Here is a 19,386-nt window from a genome sequence, read left to right as displayed (position 1 = left end):
GCCCCTCTGCCCCCCTGCCTCTCTGCCCCTCTGCCCCTCTGCCCCCCTGCCTCTCTGCCTCTCTGCCCCTCTGCCTCTCTGCCCCCCTGCCTCCTGCCCCCTGCCCCTCTGCCCCTCTGCCCCTCTGCCCCTCTGCCCCCCTGCCCCCTAACCACAGTTTTCAACACCGACCGACTTATGCTTAACACTCCCTTTCCGTTTAAGCGATTATCTGGCGCTGTGAGCGAACGCGACTCATTACGAGTCGTTGTTTTTGCGATCGCAGACTATTTATTTGCCCTGCCAGTTGGTGCAGTTCTCAAGGTGATGGCTTGTCCCTCTATTAGCAGTACGGTTGAAAGTGGTATCGGGATGGTTGATTTGGGAGCGCAAACGATCACAATTGTAGACTTGCGCCAGAAGTTCATTCAGCAAGTACAAGGCCAACAGGTGCATCAAGTTCCCTCTGCGGTTGACACTTCAGGGCGCTTCCTACTTCTGACTCAAACCCGGACTGGGGAAATTTGTGGCATTCCTGTGGACAAGCCCCCTGCTTTAATCGATATTCCTTTGGAAGCTGTGCGTCCCGTGCCGTGGTCTTATCGGCAAGTGGCGGAGTTAAGCTGTGTTAGCCACATGGCTGTTTTGCCTGTAGCACCAAACGAGGAACCACTCAAAGTCCTTCTTCTTGGTATGAGCCAGATATTGGCTGATAAGTTGGGGTTGCCCGGAACAACCCCAACCTTGGCTCCTGGGCTGACATCAGGCGAACAACGGCAAAGATTTCTGCGTTTTTCCTTGGGGAATCAAGGAAGTGGATTGCTACCATTCCACTCATTACAGGACATTATTGATCTTGCTAGCCAAGAAATTTCCCCAGCCCCGGCCTTACCAAGTTGGATTTTAGGTTTCTATAATTGGCAAGGACAGATGCTGCGGGTGGTTGACTTAGAACATTTGCTTGGTTATGCGCCGCTTTTGAAGCGGCAGTCACGACCAGAAAAGCCAATGGTTCTAGTTATCGAGCTGCAAAATCAGGTAATCGGGTTTTTGGTGGCTCATGTCTACGATGTAGAGTGGCAGGATTTACAGCAAGCACAATCGGCACCAACCGACTTTTCCCCAAACAAACTACTAAATTTTGTTCGAGGTATTCTGCCAGGCGATCGCTGGATTTTAGACACCAGAGCGATCGCCCAGACATTGCAATGGCAAACCCACTGATAAGAGGCAGGGGGAGGGGAGCGGAGGGGCAGAGGGGCAGAGGGGAAAGAACTTGGTATTTGAACTCTTCTTTGCTCCCCTGCTCCCCTGCTCCCCTGCTCCCCTGCTCCCCTGCTCCCTGCTCCCCTGCTTTTTTATTTGACTTGATGCTGCCAAGGAGTTTTCCGTGACGATCGCAACTTTAGACGCTAATTCTGAAACCCAGCCTGTTGAAAATGAAATCCAGATAGAAGAAATTTTGGCTAATGTGGCTCTAATCAAAGCAGTCTTTCAATCTGCTAAGGGGCCAAAGGTCGCTCAATTGCAGCAGAAGGTAAGTCAAATCGAAGCTTTTATCCAAGCTTTGGCTAAGGATTCGCCCAGTGACAACGATCAAAATGTTCGAGGGGCTTTTCAACTCCAGCGAGAACAACTTGCGGCCATCGATCGCCAAATGCAGCAAGCAAAAGGTCAAACTGCACTTTTGGAGGTTACAGTCACCGCCCTTCGAGATATTCTCAACGCCGATCGCGTTTTGATTTATCGTTTTGAGGAAGATAATCGCAGTCGAGCGATCGCTGAAGCTATACAAGCAGGTTGGACATCCCTGCTCAACCAATCCCTACCGATAAATTTGTTTGTTAATAAACCCGATGTTGGCGACGGACAAAACTCGCAGGGCAACCTAACTGAAGTATTAGAACTAACTCCCCGCCAACAGCAATTTTGGCAACGCTTTCAGGTGCAAGCTAGCCTCTGCTTGCCCTTGATTGTCAAACAACAGCCTTGGGGTTTTTTAGTTATTCATCATTGCCTTCAACCCCGACAATGGCAGGAAGCAGAGCGCAGTTTGCTACAACAAGTAGGAATGATGTTGACAATTAACTTGCGCTGGGCTGAAATAGTAGCTCCACCTGCTCAACAACTGTCATCGCCTCCCCAAAAAGCTGAATCCTGCGATCGCTCTGAGTTACTAGTGCCATTTCAGCAGGTGAGCCAGGCTGTACAAGAAGGAGCAAGAATCGCCGAGCTTGCCGGCGAGCATTTAATGTCTATTCAAGATACTGTTGCTGTTACTAATAAACAGCTGCAATACCTTGGTGAATTTTGCCAGCAAGCTTCTGGCTTTGTTCACCTTGTGGAAGGCTTGAATAGCAAAATTCAGATTTTGTCCCTGAATACAGCCATCGAAGCCACAAAAGCTAGCGATCAGGAAAGAGGTTTGTTAGCTGCTGCCGAACAGGTGGAAATTCTCGCCCGTCAAGCCCGCGACAGCACGCTAAATATAGAGGAATGGTTCCAGGAACTTCAGGTGGCAGCAGGAGACGTTGCTTCTGCTATCGAACCGTGCGATCGCCAAATCAGTGCCGGGCTGGAGTCAATCGCGCAAATCCAGGAGCAATTCAGAGCGATCGCCGACATCGCTGCTTGTACCCTCAAATGAATGTCGAAGCCATAGAATTGTCACAAACCCCATAGAAACTGAGAGTTGTTTTCATGAGTACCGATTTTGTCCCCCAACCGCAGAACGACGATCGCTTTCTAGAAGAAGCGATCGATCTGTTACTGTTCTTGGAGCAGGAGTTGCCTAATTATACAAAAGACAGTAACCCTGGTACAGCTTTGGCTCTCATGGAAGCTGCTAGCTCTCTGCATTCGATTGCCATAGCAGCCGAGCTAGATGCCATTGCCATAGTTGCGGCTGCACTAGAAGAGATTTTTCAGCTGCTGCATCAGTATCGAGCAACTGTCAACGCCCCAATCGCCTCCCTGTTGTCGGAAGGATTAGATTGCCTACAGATGTTGTTGATGGCATTTTTAACAGCCTCGCAAATTGACGAAGTAGAAATTCTGGAGCGGATGTCTGCCATTGTTGCTCGTCTACAAGCAGAATTTGGTGATCGCCAACAAAGCGTTATCCCCCAGGAAACAAACCTTGAGACATCAATAGAGCAACCGCAGGAACATCAACCAGTTATTCAGTTTGGCGATCGCTTGGCCGAGGTAGAATCTTCTGCGGCTCTACCAGAGCAATTTATAGTTAAAGACAAGGAAAGTCTTGATAGGGAACTAATAGATGAAACTACCCTCCAGTCTGGCAGCCTTGTTTGCGTAGATACCGAGCAGCTTCCTATCAAAGTAGGGGAACTAGCAAACCCGAAGGAGTATGGAGAAGAAGATTTTCATGCTTGGTTGGGGGATTTTTCCCTGCCTACTGAAGCATCCCTAGTTAAATCTGTTAGCGATCGCCATCCACTCTCTTTGCAAGAATCGATTTCTACCATTCTTGCAACAAGTATTCCAGCCGCTACACCCATCAATATTAAGCATCTCGAACAACTAAACGCGCTAGTTGCAACATTATTAACTACATATAATCAGCAAGCCTGTCAAGAAGAACAACAGCAACATACAATCGGGCGGTTGCTCCGACAAGTTAAACGATTACAACACCTGCTCGATAACCTACAGGAATGGTCAGGACGTTTAGCAGCAATTTCAGATACCCTTTCTCCCCTAGCTGCTTCTCGCTCTCAGCAATTATACAGTACTCTGCAATCTGTTTTGACCCAAGCGTCTCAGGTGGCATCAACTGTTGATTCGCTCAATAACAATCATCACCAACTCAAACAAGAACTCATACAGCAGGAAAAGTTACTTAACCATTCTGCCAATTTAGTCAAAATAGTTACAACTATTCCTTTAAAAGTAGCCTTAGAACCGTTGCATCGGCTTTGGTCTCAGTTACAAGCTCTACAAGATAAGTCTGCTAGACTACATTTACAAATTAGCGATATCCAAGTCGATCGGGCATTTAGCGATCGCCTCCGTGTCCTTCTGTTGCATATAAGTTGCTATTTACTAGAGCAAAGCATTGAGTCTGGTCAAACGCGCCAACACCTTGGTAAAAATAGCAATGGTATCATCGAAATTCAAGTTTATCAGCAAGGAAATCAACTGATTATTGATGGTTGTGATGATGGTGCAGGACTTAACTTATCTCAAATTTATCAACCTGCTTTAGCCCAGGGGTTCGCCCTGACAAAACCAGGGGATATGTTACAAGTGACTGAACTGGTACTTGAGCCAGAGGTTTCATCTGTTTTATGCGATCGTGCTGCCTTAGAGTTAGGAGTAGAATTAACTGAAGTTTGCAAGCAATTAACAGCTATTCAGGGAAGAATAGTATTGAAGTCTAAAGCTGGACATGGTACAGCTTTCTCGCTCCAAATTCCTCTCGATCAAAAAATTGCTCAACTTATCGTCTGTCAAGCTAACTCCAGAGTCTATGCATTTATTGCCGATTCTGTAGAGCAGATTTGTCTATCCCAGTCCGAACAAATTATCCAAACTCAAGCGGGACGCATGTTATTTTTGCAGCCTTCTGGCAGATCCAGTGGCTTCCTTGGTTGCGATGGTGAGCATTTAACAACAGAAATGCTCGTCCCTATCCACTTATTGAATGATGTGCTGATTTGTCCTAACCACCTTCCCACCTCAGTTACTACTTACAGTACAGATACACTAAATGCTTTCAAGCAGGATAAGCCTTTATTAGTATTTCGTTACTTAGACAAACGATGTGCTTTAGAAGTAGATAGCATTATCGGCAAGCAATCCTCTGCGATCCATCCTCTGGGGGAAGCAATCCCAGTTGCTGCTTATATACAAGGAACTAGCATTCTTGCCAATGGGCAACTTAGCCTGGTTTTGGATGGTCAGCTTCTCACAAAATCTCTAGCTTGAACCCAATATCTGCCGAAAAAAACTAGAGCCGCAAAGTTTGCTAGAGAAGTAGTTGCTCAAGAGTAGCCAAGTAAGCTTCAGGATTTCGACGGAATCGAAGTTGTTCAATGCAATTAAGTTGATGTAGAGCGACAAATAATTTGTCGCTCTACAACTCACACCGGAAATGTCGGCTCAATATTTGGCAGTAAAGCAGCCAGAAAATTTGAAGAAAGTTTTTAATTGATAACTCTGCTGCTAATTTAACAACACCAATAACTAAATTTAAAAATTAAAAAGAGAAATCCTAGTATTGTTTAGCTGTGCTAGGATTTCCCTTTGGGAATTGACCCTTCGATTCCCTCAACATACCAATCCATCGCCAGTTGTCCTTGATCATCCAACACCTTACCCTTTGGTACTCGCACTACCCCTTTTTGGTCTTTCACCGGGCCATCAAAAGGATGTGCAGTACCCTGAATAAACTCATCGCGCTTCGCATTTACCAGTTGTTGCACATCAGCCGGAATCACCTGATTCATTGGGGAAATATCCACCATTCCTTCACCAATGCCATCCCAAACCTCTTGAGATTTCCAAGTATTACTCATTACAGCTAAGGCTTTATCTGTATAGAATTTGCCCCATTTGTTAATAGCTGATGTCAGGTGGGCTTTTTGACCATACTTACTCATATCAGTGTTGTAACCAAAAGCATAAATGCCTTTTTCTTCAGCCAGCTGAACAACGGCACCAGAGTCAGTATGCTGCGTCAGTACATCCGCACCTAAATTGACCAAAGCTTGAGCTGCTTCTCTTTCTTTAGCTGGATCGTACCAACTTTGTACCCAAAGTACCTTAACTTTTGCTTGGGGATTTGTTAGCCGTACTCCTTGAGTAAATGCACTTATTCCCCGAATTACTTGTGGAATTGGATATGCGCCAATAAAACCAACTACATTCGATTTTGTCATCTTACCAGCAATTATGCCGGTTAAGTAACGCGGTTCTTCAAAACGTCCCAGATAAGTGCCGACATTGGCAGCATGTTTGTATCCTGCACAGTGTTCAAAGACAACATCACTAAAGTCCTTGGCAACTTTAATTGTTGGATTCATATACCCGAAGGAAGTTGTAAAAATCAACTTGTTACCATCTAATGCTAGTTGGCGAATTACCCGTTCAGCGTCAGCACCTTCGTTGACATTTTCGACAAAGGTAGTTTTTACCTTATCTTGAAGATTGGCTTCCATCTCTCTGCGGCCTAAATCATGGGCATAATTCCAACCAAAATCACCCACAGTACCTACATAAACAAATCCCACCTTGAGAGGTTCATTTACTACCACAGACGACGCTGAGGGGGACACATCCGGCTGTGAATTGGAACTTCTACCTTGAACACAACTAGTTAAGACAAAGCTAGATCCTGCTAAAGTGACATACTTTAGAAAATTCCGACGATCCATATTTTATTGATTGGGTTTACCTGGGTAAAAAGGTTTTTCTTATTGCTGGTAGCACTGGATACGGTTTAAATTGGCTAATTATTTAATTTTAGCTTTTTATTTTTGCCATCAATTTACTTAAGAAAAAAGACAAATAATGATTAATTTTATATAAAATCACAAAACTTTTTGGTTCTTCAGTACTTGCTATGCCAAATTATTAGTTCCAATTATAGAATAATACTATAAGTTGTATCAAAAATTACTAATATCACTGCTTAAAGTGACATATAAAAAATATTTATTGTTAGCTGTACCAGCTTTTTGATGCAACGATAATCACAGGTTGACGAAATTTTCTTTGGCAGACAAGCTAGAGAGAAGGGTATATTCCCTTAAGCCATCCTAGTCTGCGGCAATGCTCCGTGCCTCTACCGTTCCTCAAAGGCCACTTACTACAACGGAGGTGAAGGGAGTCCTTCATTGTAGTAAGTGGTACGGGTAACTAAAGTAACGCAAGTGACTACCTAAACTACGTAGATTTTAGTTTTGAACGTTAACTAAACTGTATTGAGGAATAGCTTACCTATTTTCTTAGTTCCGGCAAAGCTTCCACCAAGTGGTTTGTAAAAATGATAAAAACTGCTTTGATATCTTGCTTCTCCTGTGACTTTTTAGTAGTCACAGTCATACCTATGCAAATTTTAGAAAAAATTTACTCAGCGATTTTCTATCACTCCTTGAGTGATTCGCTGTTTAAGTACACGATAAAAAAACAATGGAATGCCTATAAGATAACGGTCTGATAGACGAGTCGGTTCAGTAATTAAGCGCGTTAGCCACTCAAGACCATTATCAGTCAGCCAACGCGGACCGCGATATATAGAGTCAGTATAAAAATCTAGACAAGCACCTAAAGGTAAAAATACAGAAGTTTCAATTTTATTGAAGTTATCTAAAATCCAGCGTTCCTGTAACGGCATACCAAAACCAATATATAAGATATTTGGTTGAAATTCATTAATTTTTTCTATTACCAAATCATTCTCTTTTCCTGATTTATCAAAATAACCATTATGACCCTGTATGCGTAAATTAGGCGCAATTCCTAGTAACTTAGCAATTGCCTTATCCACTACGCCGGGTTTTCCAGCTAACAAAAATAAAGAAAGGTTTTCTTTCTCACATTTTAATGCTAAATCTTCTATGTAATCTGGCGCTGTCATGCGATATACAGATTGAATTGAATAACCGCTGAATTTAGCTCCTAGTAATACACCAAATCCGTCACAAAATACTAAATCAGCCTTATTTAAAAAATCTCGATACCAAGATTTTTCATACGCAAAATTCATAGCTCTGATATTCACATGCCCTACAATTGTCTTTTTTTTGCTTTTTGCTGCTTCTATTAAATAATCAATTAATTCTTGTACTCTAACTTTATGGAATCTTGTATCAAACAACTTTATTTCAGGAAAAGTTTTCATTTCTGTACTTGTTTTCATTTCTTTACCTCATTTATGATGCAGTATACTAACTTTATAAAAATACAAACAATAAAAATAATAGTTTTATTGTTCCTAATATTAAATTCATACTTTTTAACATTTGTTATCCTTATACAGAATGAATTGTATACTTTTTAAATTTGGTATTTAACACATAGCGTAAGTCGCTTGAGCATAAGGGTAAACGTAGAACTAAAATAATTGCATATCTTAATGAAGATTGCTCTCAACCGAGAGCTGCTACATAAATGTATTTCAAAGATACAAGATAATCGTTTATATCTAAGTGTTTAACCCTGACTCGTGCATTATTTCCCAAAGATATTCTCAAATTTTCGTCTCCAATTAAGGATTGCATTGCTTTTGACAATTGTTGAATATCCCCCGGGCTAACTAATAAACCATTCTGGTCTTGAGTAACTATCTCGGGTATTCCTCCCACTGCGGTAGTGATAACTGCCAAACCCCAACTCATCGCTTCTAGTAGTGCCATAGGCAGACCTTCATTGTAGGAAGGTAACACAAATACATCAGCTTTCGTTAAAAGATCGTCGCGTTTTTCTTGGTCTACCCAGTCAAGAATAGTTACGTAGTCAATAAGATTTAAAGTTGGAATCAAACTACGAGCTTGTTCTACATCTCCATCCCCCGCTATAACCAACTTTGCTCGGCTTTGTTGATCAGCAGGTATAGAGGCAAATGCCTTAATTAAATCAAATGCACCTTTGCGCTCACCAATACGCCCTAAAAATAAGAAAAATATCTGTTTGGAATCTATCCGCTGTGGGATTTGTGCAGGCATTTTTACCGGGTTAGGGAGAACAATAACTTGCTCTGACTTCAAACCAAGATTTTCAATATAGAATTTTTTCCAGCTATCTGATAAAACAATAAAACGGGTACATTTACAAAATGACCAACTTAGCCACTGCTTAAGCCATTGAGGAAGTTTAGAGTAAAACAAATGAAAATCAGCACTATGGGTATGAATAATTACTGGTTTTTTAAATAGCCAACCAATAAGAGTCGTGATTGACTGACGAAAAGCACTACCTCTATCTGAAACATGAATATGAATTAGGTCGGATTTTTGGTTTAGTAAGTTCCAAAATAACTCACCTATTGCCTGCAAAAATACTAATATTTTATGGACAGCAGAACCATTCGGTAAAGTAGTAATATGTTTAATTTGAATATCAGAGGTAGTTTCTCCAAGAATGAGCTTTTCCACAGAAACTATTCCACCTTGACGCTCCAAGCTTTCGCCTAACATAGTAATTTTTATGGAACTCATAATTGCTATCAATCTATTTTTGAAATTCAGTATACTGTTTATTGATAAACTATAAGAGAAAACTTCTTATAGTTTATATCTTAATATCGAAAGCCAGACTCAAAAAGTATTTTGATAGTCAATTGTATTCACTGGAACTACGATCGCAGTTCCACAGATTCCATAAATGTACACTTTTCTCATTTAACGGGATGACCTGCATAACAAAACTCTGCCATAAGAAATGTTATAGATGTTTCAAAAGTATTGTTGGTAATAGCAAAATGTCAGAAATATAACCCTTCTACCCTATGAGGGTATGGGGGTTTCAAAGCCTCTCAAGAGTAGGAGAGAGGTTTTAAGAGAGGGTTTATAGTAGACTTGTTGGAACTTTTTAAACATCTACTTAAACAAGTTGTAACTTTTTAACTCTGTAAACTATATCATGTATCACGTCCAGATCCAAGACAAAGTACGAGAAACTGCTCATAAAACTACTGACTAAATTATTTATTATAGACCAGAAAAACTAATGAACTTATTTGAGCTTTTAGTCGGGGAAGACAATCATCCAGCCCTAGTCACCCCTGAGGGGCGATCGCTAACTTATAAGCAATTGCGCGAGAATGTTATTGGACTGGTATCCCAACTCAACAGCTTTGGATTAAAACGGGGAGAACGCATTGCCATTGCCATGACTAACGGTTCACCAATGGCTATTACCTTTTTGGCTGCTGCCTTATGTGGCACTGCTGCACCCCTAAATCCCAAATACAAGCAAGAAGAATTTGCCTTCTACTACGAAGATACCCAGGCAAAAGCACTGATTGCGTTGTCTGAGGGGCCAGAAGCAGCCATTACCGCTGTCACACCCGACATGATGCTGATTAATGCCAAGGTAAACACTGACGGCACATTAAGCTTTGAATTAGTCAAAACAGGTTCAGAACCAGCAGAATCCTCGAATCCCGCAGCCCCCAATGCCGATGATATAGCAATGATTCTCCACACTAGCGGTACTACCAGCCGTCCCAAGCGTGTGCCGATTCGTCATCGCAACTTAATCGCTTCAGCCGGCAACTTCATTGCTGCTTACTCACTTACAGCAGCTGACACTACACTTTGCCTAATGCCCCTGTTCCACATTCACGGATTGGTGGGCTGTTTGCTGGCAACTCTGGCATCGGGTGGTACACTAGTTTGTCCCAATGGTTTTAATGCCCTGGAGTTTTGGAAACTGGTAGATACCTACAAACCTACCTGGTACTCCGCAGCGCCAACCATGCACCAGACAATTTTGGCACGCGCTAGCCGCAACACAGAAATTGTCAAAGCTAATCGCTTTCGTTTCATTCGTTCTAGTAGCGCTTCCTTGCCCCCGATTATCATTGAACAGCTAGAGGCAACTCTCAATGCTCCCGTGGTGGAATCTTACAGCATGACTGAAGCATCTCATTTAATGACCACCAACCCCCTACCGCCAAAAGTTAGGAAACCAGGTACTGTGGGTTATGGCTTCGGTGTGGAAGTCGGCATTATGGACTCTGAAGGTAACCTATTATCTCAGGGAAACTTGGGTGAGGTGGTGGTAAAAGCACCTAATGTTATAGATGGCTACGAAAACAACCTGGAAGCTAACGCCACAGCTTTTGTGAACGGTTGGTTTCGCACAGGGGATCAAGGTACAGTGGATGAAGATGGCTACCTCCGCTTGACTGGACGCATTAGAGAATTGATTAACCGAGGTGGGGAAAAAATTTCTCCCTTAGAAGTGGATGATGTCTTGCTGCGCCATCCCGCCGTTGCTGAAGCCTTAGCCTTTGCCGTTCCCCACAAATCTTTAGGAGAAGATATCCACGCTGCTGTTGTCCTCAAGGGAGAAGTCGGGGAAAAAGAACTTTTGGCTCACTGTTCAACCATGCTGGCAGACTTCAAAGTTCCCAAGCAAATTCACATTTTGGAGCAACTACCTCGTGGTGCTACTGGGAAACTGCAACGGTTGGCTATGGCGAAATTGCTGAATATAGGGGAGTAGGATTTCGAGTCATTGGTCATTAGTCATTAGTCATTAGTACCAATGACCAAGACAGATGTGACTTTGCCGTTGATTAAAAAGTTTTGAATGCGGTTGACAAATTCTTCTAATTCTGAAATTAATTTATTACTATCTCTAAGGTCTTGATAGCCAGCTAGTTGTTCTAGTTTGTCAGCGGCTAGGTACATAGTTGTGGCTCCAATATTGGCACTAGCACCTTTAAGATGATGAGCTTCTCGCGCTATTTGCCCAAAGTCATGAGATGCGATCGCTGCTTTAATTATTTCTAAACGCGGTTTAATATCTTCAACGCAGATTTGCAATAGATTTAATTCAAATTCTCGATCGTTTCCCGATATCCGATGCAAGTGTTCCCAATCAATTCCTAGGTCTGTGGAAACTGTCTGTTCATACACAACTGCCTCTTGTTGTGAAACGATCACGCCTGTCCAATGCTCTAGAGTCGCAGCCAATTTTTCTTTAAACACTGGCTTACTCAGATAGTCGTCCATTCCTGCATTTAGACACATTTGTTCATCTTCTTTCATTGCATTAGCTGTCATCGCAATTACTACAGGACGACGACGCAGGGCAAAGGCGTCCTCTTGCCAACGATGAATTTCTTTTGTGGTTTCCAAGCCGTCGAGAATTGGCATTTGGCAATCCATTAGAATCAAATCGTAAGGAATTTTTTCTAATTGCTGCAAAACTTCCTTGCCATTGGCAACGACATCGGCTTTATAGCCCAAACTCTGGAGTTGCTTCAGGGCTACTTTCTGATTCACCAAATTATCTTCAGCCAGCAGAATTCTTAACTTGGATTTAGTAGCGGGGTTAGGGGAAGAGGAACTAAGAATGCCTGAAGTTTCTTTACTCTGGATTTCTTCGGTAGCCTCTAGCCTCCAGCCTCTAGCCTCTTGTCCTGATTTCGGCTGAGTTTCTAAAATAGTCATGATGGTATCGAGAAGTCGTGATGGCTTAATGGGTTTGACCAAATAAGCAGCACCGATTTTGAGTGCCTGCTGCACTTCATCGCGTTGATTAGTAGAGATGAGCAGAATCAAAGGTATCTCAGCAATTGCAGAATTTGCTTGAATTTGTTCTTCTATTGCCATGCCATTTATTTGGGGTATTTGCATATCAATCAAAGCAACATCATATGATTTACCCTGCTCACTAGTTTTCTGAGTAACTTTAAGGGCCGCTGCAATACTGTCAGCTTGATCTACCTGCATTCCCCAATGAGTAGCTTGATGGTGGATGATTTTGCAATTAGTAGTGTTGTTATCCACCATTAACAAGCGGCGATTGTGCAAAAGTCCGCGAGCGCATTTTGGTAAAACAGGCTCAATTTGCTTGGTAAAAAGCACCTCAAACCAAAACTTAGATCCTTTACCTACCTGACTTTCTACCCCAATCACTCCTCCCATCAAGGTCACTAGTTGTTTACAGATGGCGAGTCCCAAACCGGTACCACCATATTTGCGAGTGGTAGAAGCATCCACTTGGGTAAATGGCATAAAGAGTTTGCGTTGGTCTTCAGGGCTAATACCAAGACCTGTATCTGCGATCGCAAAATGGATGGTGGCTGTAGTAGAAGAAAGCGTACGCAATTCGGCTTGCACTAATATTTCACCAGCACTGGTGAACTTGATCGCGTTGCTGATTAAGTTCATCAGAATTTGTCGCAGCCTACCAGTATCTCCTTTGAGGTGGGTGGGGACATTGTGCTCAATCATAGAGGCAATTTCTAATCCCTTGTTATGAGCTGAGGGAGCCAATAATTCCACCACTTCTTCCACACAAGTAGATAGATCAAAATCTAGAGTTTCGAGAGCCATCTCTCCAGCCTCAAGTTTGGAAAGATCCAAAATCTCGTTGATTAAACTTAAAAGGGCGTCTCCACTACTCCGAATTATTTCAATAAATTCTCGCTGTTCTGGGTCTAAGGGAGTATCTAACACCAAACTGGTCATCCCCAATACAGCGTTCATCGGAGTGCGAATTTCATGACTTATATTTGCCAAAAAAGCACTTTTAGTTTGAGAAGCTAATTCGGCTTGGCGGCGGGCAATTTCAAGTTCTTGTCGCTGACGAATTTCTGCTGCTAATAGTTGGGCTTGGGTTAAGGCAATACCCACTTGGTCCGCTATTTGCCGCAAGAGATGAGTTTCAAAGCTAGACCAGTGGTGGGAATCATCACACTGATGAACTATCAGCAAACCACGAACTTCTTCTTTGACAAGAATGGGCACAACCAAATTGACTTTGACCCCAAACTCTTGCATTAATTCTAGATGGCTTTGTTCAACTTCCAGCAGATCCAAGTTAGCCAACCCTAAAACCCGTCCTTGACGGTACTGCTGTAGATAGTATTGTTGTAGATATTCCGCTTGGAAGTAGGGGGGAGTGATGCTTTGCTCTTTGATTGCTGGTAAGCCAGAAACTACTGCTTCAATAACCGTGGTTGCAGACTCATCTGGCAAAAGCTGATAGATTAAAACTCGGTCAGTCTGGAGAATCTTTTGTACCTCCTCAACAGTGATTTGGAGAATTTCTTCGATTTGCAAAGACTGGCGAATCTTGAGGGCGATTTCGGTAAATAGTTGCGATCGCAAGTTTTGGCGTTGGATTTCTTCTTCAGCCTGTTTACGCTGGATAAACTGCCCCACTTGCTCACCGATAGAATTCATCGTTTTTATTAAATCTTGGTCAGGCGGCTGGATTTCACGATTGAAGCAAGTAATAACACCAAGGATTTTGTGACCGCTGCGGATCGGAAAACCAAAAGCTGCATGTAGTCCTACTTGAGCAGCAATTTTGAAGTTAGGGACATTAATGTTTTTAACGATATCAGCGATCCAAACAGGTTCAAAACTAGCCCAAACCCGTCCAGGTAGTCCAATTCCGGGTGCAAACGTGGTCTGTCGCTTCAGTGCTTCAAACTCTTGCATCTCAAGGGATGATTTATGCCATATATCGAGAAAACGCAGCACATTTGCTTGCTCATCCACCATCCAAATTTCACCCAAATCCCATGCCAAACTCTCGCAGATCCCTTGCAAGGTTTGGCGAGTAGCTTCGCCGATCGTGGCGGACTCTGCTAAAACGCGGGTTGTAGCATATTGTGCAGTTAGATGCTGTTGCGCTCGTTTACGAGCAGTGATGTCAATGCCAGTACCAACAACGTATTCCACTACTCCTTCATAGTCTTTTAAAAAGGTATTCGACCAGGCAATTAGTCGGCGACTGCCATCCTTCATTACCCAATAGTTTTCGTACTCCAGGAAGCCTCTACCAGTTAGCAATTGCTCAAAAACTCCTTTGACTGACTCCAGCTCTTCAGGAAGTAGGAACAAGTCCCAGAAATACTTACCACTCACTTCATCGAAGGAGTAACCTGTTATTTGCTCACAAGCTTGATTGAAACGAACGATTTGCCCTTGAGAATCGAGAACTATTACCAATGCGCCAGCTGTATCAAGGACTGCTGAGGTAAAGTTGCGTTCTTGGTTTAAGGTTTCTTCTGTTCTCTTCTGCTTTATGGCTTCACGATAGATGAAGTAGTAGACTACGGCAAGAACAATAAAACTTAGGCAGATGGCGATCGCAAGTTTCAGAATTGTATTGCGACTCGTGCCTTTTTTTGCTTGTGACTGCTGCTGGAGTCGTCCTCTTTCCTCATTTTCAATCTCATTGATCGCCTTGCGGATATCATCCATGAGATTTTGTTCATCATTTCTCAGTAGTACTTGCAACGCTGCTTCAAATCCCTTGTTCTGGCGCAAGCCTATAATTTGTTTTAGTTCAGTAAGTTTAGCCGTTATCAGAGATTCAAGCGTTGCAATCTGTTTTTGTTGGTTTGGTTGGTCTGCTGTTAAACTCTTCAGCTTGGCAATTTCTTGAGCGACGTTAGCAAGTGCTACCTGATACGGTTTGAGATAAATTTGTTTTCCAGTGAGGATATAAGCACTTTGTCTAGTCTCAGCATCTTTGAGGTGGGACAGTAGTTCTTCTAGACTGTCAATTTTTTTATAAGTATTTTTTACTATACTGCGATTATTTATAGATACATTTGTATTTTGATAAGAAACCACGCCCATCAGAACTAAAATTGCCGATGCCAAACCAAAACCTGCTGCAATCTTTTTGAAAAATTGCTTGCTTACCTTCTGTGCCTGTTTGCTTTTCTTGGTAATAAGTACCAAACTTGCTAAATTTCGACGTAATTCCAGTTGCTTAATGACTTGATGACCTAAGGTTCGTAATGCCTCCAGTTGTTCTGGATTAAGTTCTCGTGGTACGTAGTCAATTACACATAGGGTTCCTAGCGCGTATCCCTCAGGATTAGTCAGAGGTACACCAGCATAAAACCGAATATTTGGGTCAGATGTTACTAATGGGTTGGCGGCGAACCGTTCGTCACGTGTTGCATCAGGCACAACCAAAATATCAGGCTGGAGAATGGCATGGGCACAGAATGCAAAATCTCGGTGTGTTTCTAGGGCATCCAAACCGACTTTTGACTTGAACCACTGACGATTTGTATCAATTAAGCTAATTAAGGCAATAGGAGTCTGACAAATATACGAGGCTAAACGGGTGAGGTCGTCAAAGGCGGCTTCAGGTGGCGTATCGAGAATTTTATACTGCAAAAGCGTCTCAACTCTCTGTGCTTCGTTATCAGGTAATAGTGCTTTCATCCTTTAGCCTTATCTACATTCTGGGAACTGGGGAAGAAGCAGGGGAGGCAGGGAGCAGGGAGCAAGGGAGAAGAGTTTTCCCCTCTGCCCCCAGCAAGAACTGCCCCTATGCCTCTTTTCAATGCCCCATACCCAATGCCCAGTTCAACAAACTTACTTTAATTAATGACAATAGTTTAGTTAAAAGCGTTAGCGTAATTTTACTGAGTTCGACTTATTAAAGAATCAGTCAAATGATTAAGTCCCTGCTATATTTTTTGTGGGCTGGTTTATTTGAAATCGGGGGCGGCTACCTGATTTGGTTGTGGTTGCGGGAAGGTAAGCCGTTCTGGTGGGGCATATTAGGTGGAATTGCTTTAGCTTTCTATGGGGTAATTGCAACTCTCCAATCGGCAAATTTTGGCAGAGTGTATGCGGCTTACGGTGGCGTGTTTATTGCAATGGCAATGCTTTGGGGTTGGAAGGTAGACGGGGTAACTCCAGACCGCTACGACTTAATCGGAGCATGTTTAGCTTTAGTTAGTGTTTTAATTATCATGTTTGCACCCAGAAGTTAAGTATAATTTCTATATTATTTTTGACCAATAACTTTTACAGTATTCGCTTTTAATACAGATAATAAGCTCACACAAAATTGCAAAAGTTTTTTAGCGACCAAACTGTGAGAAGCAGCTATGCAGTTATTTATGCGTTTTTACGGGAGATATCAAGATAAAACATGAAATATTTGGGCAAATTTTCTGGTAATTTCCAAGAATTGTCAGAATTGTCAAATATTTTGCTTTGTAACAGTAGGTAACTAAAAATTTGGAATTTTGTAGCGCTTGAATAAAATGCTATTCTTCAAAAAACAAACATGCAATCATTGGATGTATACACCCTTATTTAAATCTTGGCAACTACAATCAGGATTATATTTTTGTTAACATTTTCCACAAAATTAACGTTAAGTAACTTTCAAGACAAAAATGTGTAACTAAAAGTAATCAAATGTAGTTAAGTATACAAATCATTGGTGCTTAGGAAGAAAAACAAGTGTTGAAGAAAGTTGTGATGATTGGGGCTATCACCCTACTGTTTTTGGGAGTACCGCTGATGGGCAATGCTTTTGCCCAAACACCAGCGGCTCCACCTGCTGCTGATACAGGAGATACAGCATTTATGCTGATTTCAGCAGCACTCGTACTGCTAATGACACCAGGATTGGCGTTCTTCTATGGTGGATTTGTGCGATCGCGCAATATCCTAAACACATTGATGATGAGCTTTGTGTTGATGGCGATCGTCGGAGTTACCTGGATTCTCTGGGGTTATAGTCTTTCCTTTGCACCAGGTTTACCGTTTATTGGTGGATTGCAATGGTTGGGGTTGAATGGTGTCGGTTTAGAGACTCAAGGCTACTTGCCGCATCTGCCATACGAAGATGCGCTCAAAGCAACAGACGCCAAATATGCTGATGTCGTCTCCTATGCCGGAACGATACCCCACCAAGCATTCATGATCTATCAAGCCATGTTTGCCATTATCACCCCAGCTTTGATTTCTGGAGCGATCGCAGAGCGGATGAGTTTCCGCGCCTATTCGCTGTTTGTGCTGCTGTGGTCAACTTTTGTTTACGCCCCCTTGGCCCACATGGTATGGGCGAAAGGTGGATTTTTAGGTTTGTATGGTGGATTGGGTGCTCTCGACTTTGCGGGTGGTACAGTAGTTCACATTAGTTCTGGCGTTTCAGCCCTGGTAGCTGCGATCGTCCTTGGCCCTCGTAAAACCCATCCCGATCGTCTTAGCCCGCCGCACAATGTTCCCTTCATTTTGCTGGGTGCTGGCTTGCTGTGGTTTGGTTGGTTTGGTTTCAACGCTGGGAGTGCCCTATCTGTTGCTAGTGGAACTTCTGGTAACTTCACAACAAATTTAGCAACAACAGCCTTTGTTGCCACCAATACAGCGGCGGCGGCGGCGGCTTTAATGTGGCTAATTTTGGAGAGTGTTTTACGGGGTAAACCAACTGCCGTCGGAGCAGCTACAGGAGCCGTTGCTGGTCTGGTGGGGATCACTCCCGCTGCCGGATTTGTCACACCGCTATCAGCAATTTTAATTGGTTTCATCACCGCTTTTGTTTGCTTCTATGCAATCAGTTTCAAGCACAAGCTAGAAATTGACGATGCTTTAGATACCTTTCCAGTGCATGGGGTTGGTGGTACAGTAGGGGCCATTTTAACGGCTATCTTTGCCACAACTCAAGTCAACGGAGCAGGTAAAGACGGAGTGCTGCGTGGTAATTTGGGTGAATTGGGAGTTGAACTAGTAGCAATTGCCATTGCTTATGCGATCGCAGGTGTCGGTACGTGGATTATTCTCAAGATTATCGATGCTACAGTCGGGCTGCGAGTCAAAGAGGAAGCTGAATTGCAAGGTTTGGATATCAACGAACACGGTGAAGAAGGTTACAACTCTGAGTTTGGCGATCGTCCTACTCAGTAAAGAGTGCTGAGTTAGGAGAGACGCGATTAATCGCGTCTGTAAAAGAGTTAGGGGTTAGAAGGGAAGAACTTTCTGTTGGCTTCCCCTGCTCCCCAACTTAAAATTGGGTAATTTGCGATCGCTAGCGTTAAAATTTGATTCAAATAATTGGTAAATTTCGCTAGTCGTGTCTACATCTGCAAAAACCTTTCCTATCTGGGCATTTTTCTCGCTGTTAACCAACGGCATCCTAATGTTGGCGGTCATCCTGCTAATTTGGCAACAGCAGAGATTGGCCGCTTTTTTTGGGATAATAACATCCCCAGAGCCAATCAGCCTGAACAACTCACCGCAAATTGCTACACCCGATCTGGGCCGCCGTCACCAACTCACTTACCAGGAGTGGGTGGAAATCCTCAAGCAAGAAGCCCAGGTAGCCGCTGACCAACGTCCTCCGCATTTAACTATCCTGGTGGGAGATTCTCTGAGTTTGTGGTTTCCCCCTGAGTTATTACCCGAAGGAAAAAATTGGCTCAATCAAGGAATTTCTGGCGAAACCAGCAATGGACTCTTGAAAAGATTGAAGATATTTGACCGCACCCAGCCAGAGGTGATTTTTGTGATGATTGGCATTAATGACCTAATTCGGGGGATGAGCGACGAGGTAATTTTAGATAATCAGCGGCAAATTATCAGTTATCTGCGAAAGACGCATCCTACAGCGCAAATTGTTGTCCAATCGATTTTGCCACATGGGGGAGAGGAAGCAAGTTGGAAAGGACGAGATAAACTTCTGGCTGTTGCCAATAGTCGCATTCGCGAGTTGAATCAGCAACTGCAAAGTATTTCTACCAAAAAAGGTGTCAAATATCTCGATTTATATCCCCTGTTTACCAACAAGCAAGGCTATCTCCGCCGCGAATTTACTACTGATGGCTTGCACTTAAGTCCTGAAGGTTATCTAGTTTGGCGTTCTGCATTGCAGATTTATAGCGAGATCGAATTAAAACCCTAGCATCAACGTCCTTAGGGAGAAAAAGGCTAAAGG

At 43.0% G+C, this 19,386-nt stretch carries 11 protein-coding genes; 7 read left to right on the top strand and 4 right to left on the bottom strand.

Annotation, left to right across the window (positions count from 1 at the left end; translation table 11 throughout):
* Positions 1-177 precede the first annotated feature (177 nt).
* From RM347_RS11580 to RM347_RS11570, 3 genes are all read left to right on the top strand, one after another.
* Entirely contained in the window at positions 178-1,203 is a 1,026-nt protein-coding gene (locus tag RM347_RS11580; RefSeq protein WP_322721955.1) for a chemotaxis protein CheW, read from the top strand.
* A 166-nt stretch (positions 1,204-1,369) separates the two neighbouring features.
* A complete protein-coding gene (locus RM347_RS11575) occupies positions 1,370-2,626 on the top strand; it encodes a GAF domain-containing protein (RefSeq protein WP_322721954.1) in 1,257 nt (418 codons plus the stop codon).
* Positions 2,627-2,679: 53 nt separating this feature from the next.
* Entirely contained in the window at positions 2,680-4,929 is a 2,250-nt protein-coding gene (locus RM347_RS11570) for a chemotaxis protein CheW (protein ID WP_322721953.1), read from the top strand.
* 305 nt (positions 4,930-5,234) lie between these two features.
* Here the strand turns inward: RM347_RS11570 and RM347_RS11565 are convergent, their stop codons facing one another.
* The 3 genes from RM347_RS11565 to RM347_RS11555 all read right to left on the bottom strand — a co-directional run bounded on the left by RM347_RS11565 (position 5,235) and on the right by RM347_RS11555 (position 9,161).
* Positions 5,235-6,377, bottom strand: coding sequence for a BMP family ABC transporter substrate-binding protein (locus RM347_RS11565; RefSeq protein WP_322721952.1), 1,143 nt, complete (start codon positions 6,375-6,377; stop codon positions 5,235-5,237).
* Positions 6,378-7,075: 698 nt separating this feature from the next.
* Positions 7,076-7,864, bottom strand: coding sequence for a WecB/TagA/CpsF family glycosyltransferase (locus tag RM347_RS11560; RefSeq protein WP_322721951.1), 789 nt, complete (start codon positions 7,862-7,864; stop codon positions 7,076-7,078).
* Between the two features lie 229 nt (positions 7,865-8,093).
* Positions 8,094-9,161 (bottom strand): glycosyltransferase family 4 protein, encoded by a 1,068-nt coding sequence (locus RM347_RS11555; RefSeq protein ID WP_322721950.1) that lies wholly within the window; start codon positions 9,159-9,161, stop codon positions 8,094-8,096.
* A gap of 511 nt (positions 9,162-9,672) precedes the next feature.
* Here RM347_RS11555 and RM347_RS11550 point away from each other — a divergent pair.
* Entirely contained in the window at positions 9,673-11,175 is a 1,503-nt protein-coding gene (locus tag RM347_RS11550; RefSeq protein WP_322721949.1) for an acyl--CoA ligase, read from the top strand.
* Positions 11,176-11,201: 26 nt separating this feature from the next.
* On the opposite strand, the gene RM347_RS11545 is transcribed toward RM347_RS11550, so the two are convergent.
* Entirely contained in the window at positions 11,202-15,878 is a 4,677-nt protein-coding gene (locus RM347_RS11545; RefSeq protein WP_322721948.1) for a GAF domain-containing protein, read from the bottom strand.
* A gap of 233 nt (positions 15,879-16,111) precedes the next feature.
* Between RM347_RS11545 and RM347_RS11540 the strand changes: the two genes are divergently transcribed.
* From RM347_RS11540 to RM347_RS11530, 3 genes are all read left to right on the top strand, one after another.
* Positions 16,112-16,435, top strand: a complete 324-nt coding sequence (locus tag RM347_RS11540; protein WP_322721947.1) for a YnfA family protein — start codon at positions 16,112-16,114, stop codon at positions 16,433-16,435.
* A gap of 496 nt (positions 16,436-16,931) precedes the next feature.
* A complete protein-coding gene (locus RM347_RS11535; RefSeq protein WP_416211948.1) occupies positions 16,932-18,359 on the top strand; it encodes an ammonium transporter in 1,428 nt (475 codons plus the stop codon).
* Between the two features lie 166 nt (positions 18,360-18,525).
* Positions 18,526-19,353 (top strand): SGNH/GDSL hydrolase family protein, encoded by an 828-nt coding sequence (locus RM347_RS11530; RefSeq protein ID WP_322721945.1) that lies wholly within the window; start codon positions 18,526-18,528, stop codon positions 19,351-19,353.
* Positions 19,354-19,386: the final 33 nt, after the last annotated feature.

Origin of the sequence: Nostoc sp. ChiQUE02, assembly GCF_034531305.2 — a bacterium.
GTDB lineage: Bacteria > Cyanobacteriota > Cyanobacteriia > Cyanobacteriales > Nostocaceae > Nostoc.
The sequence above is the reverse complement of the archived record's forward strand: the minus strand, read 5'-3'. Positions and strand labels throughout refer to the sequence as shown.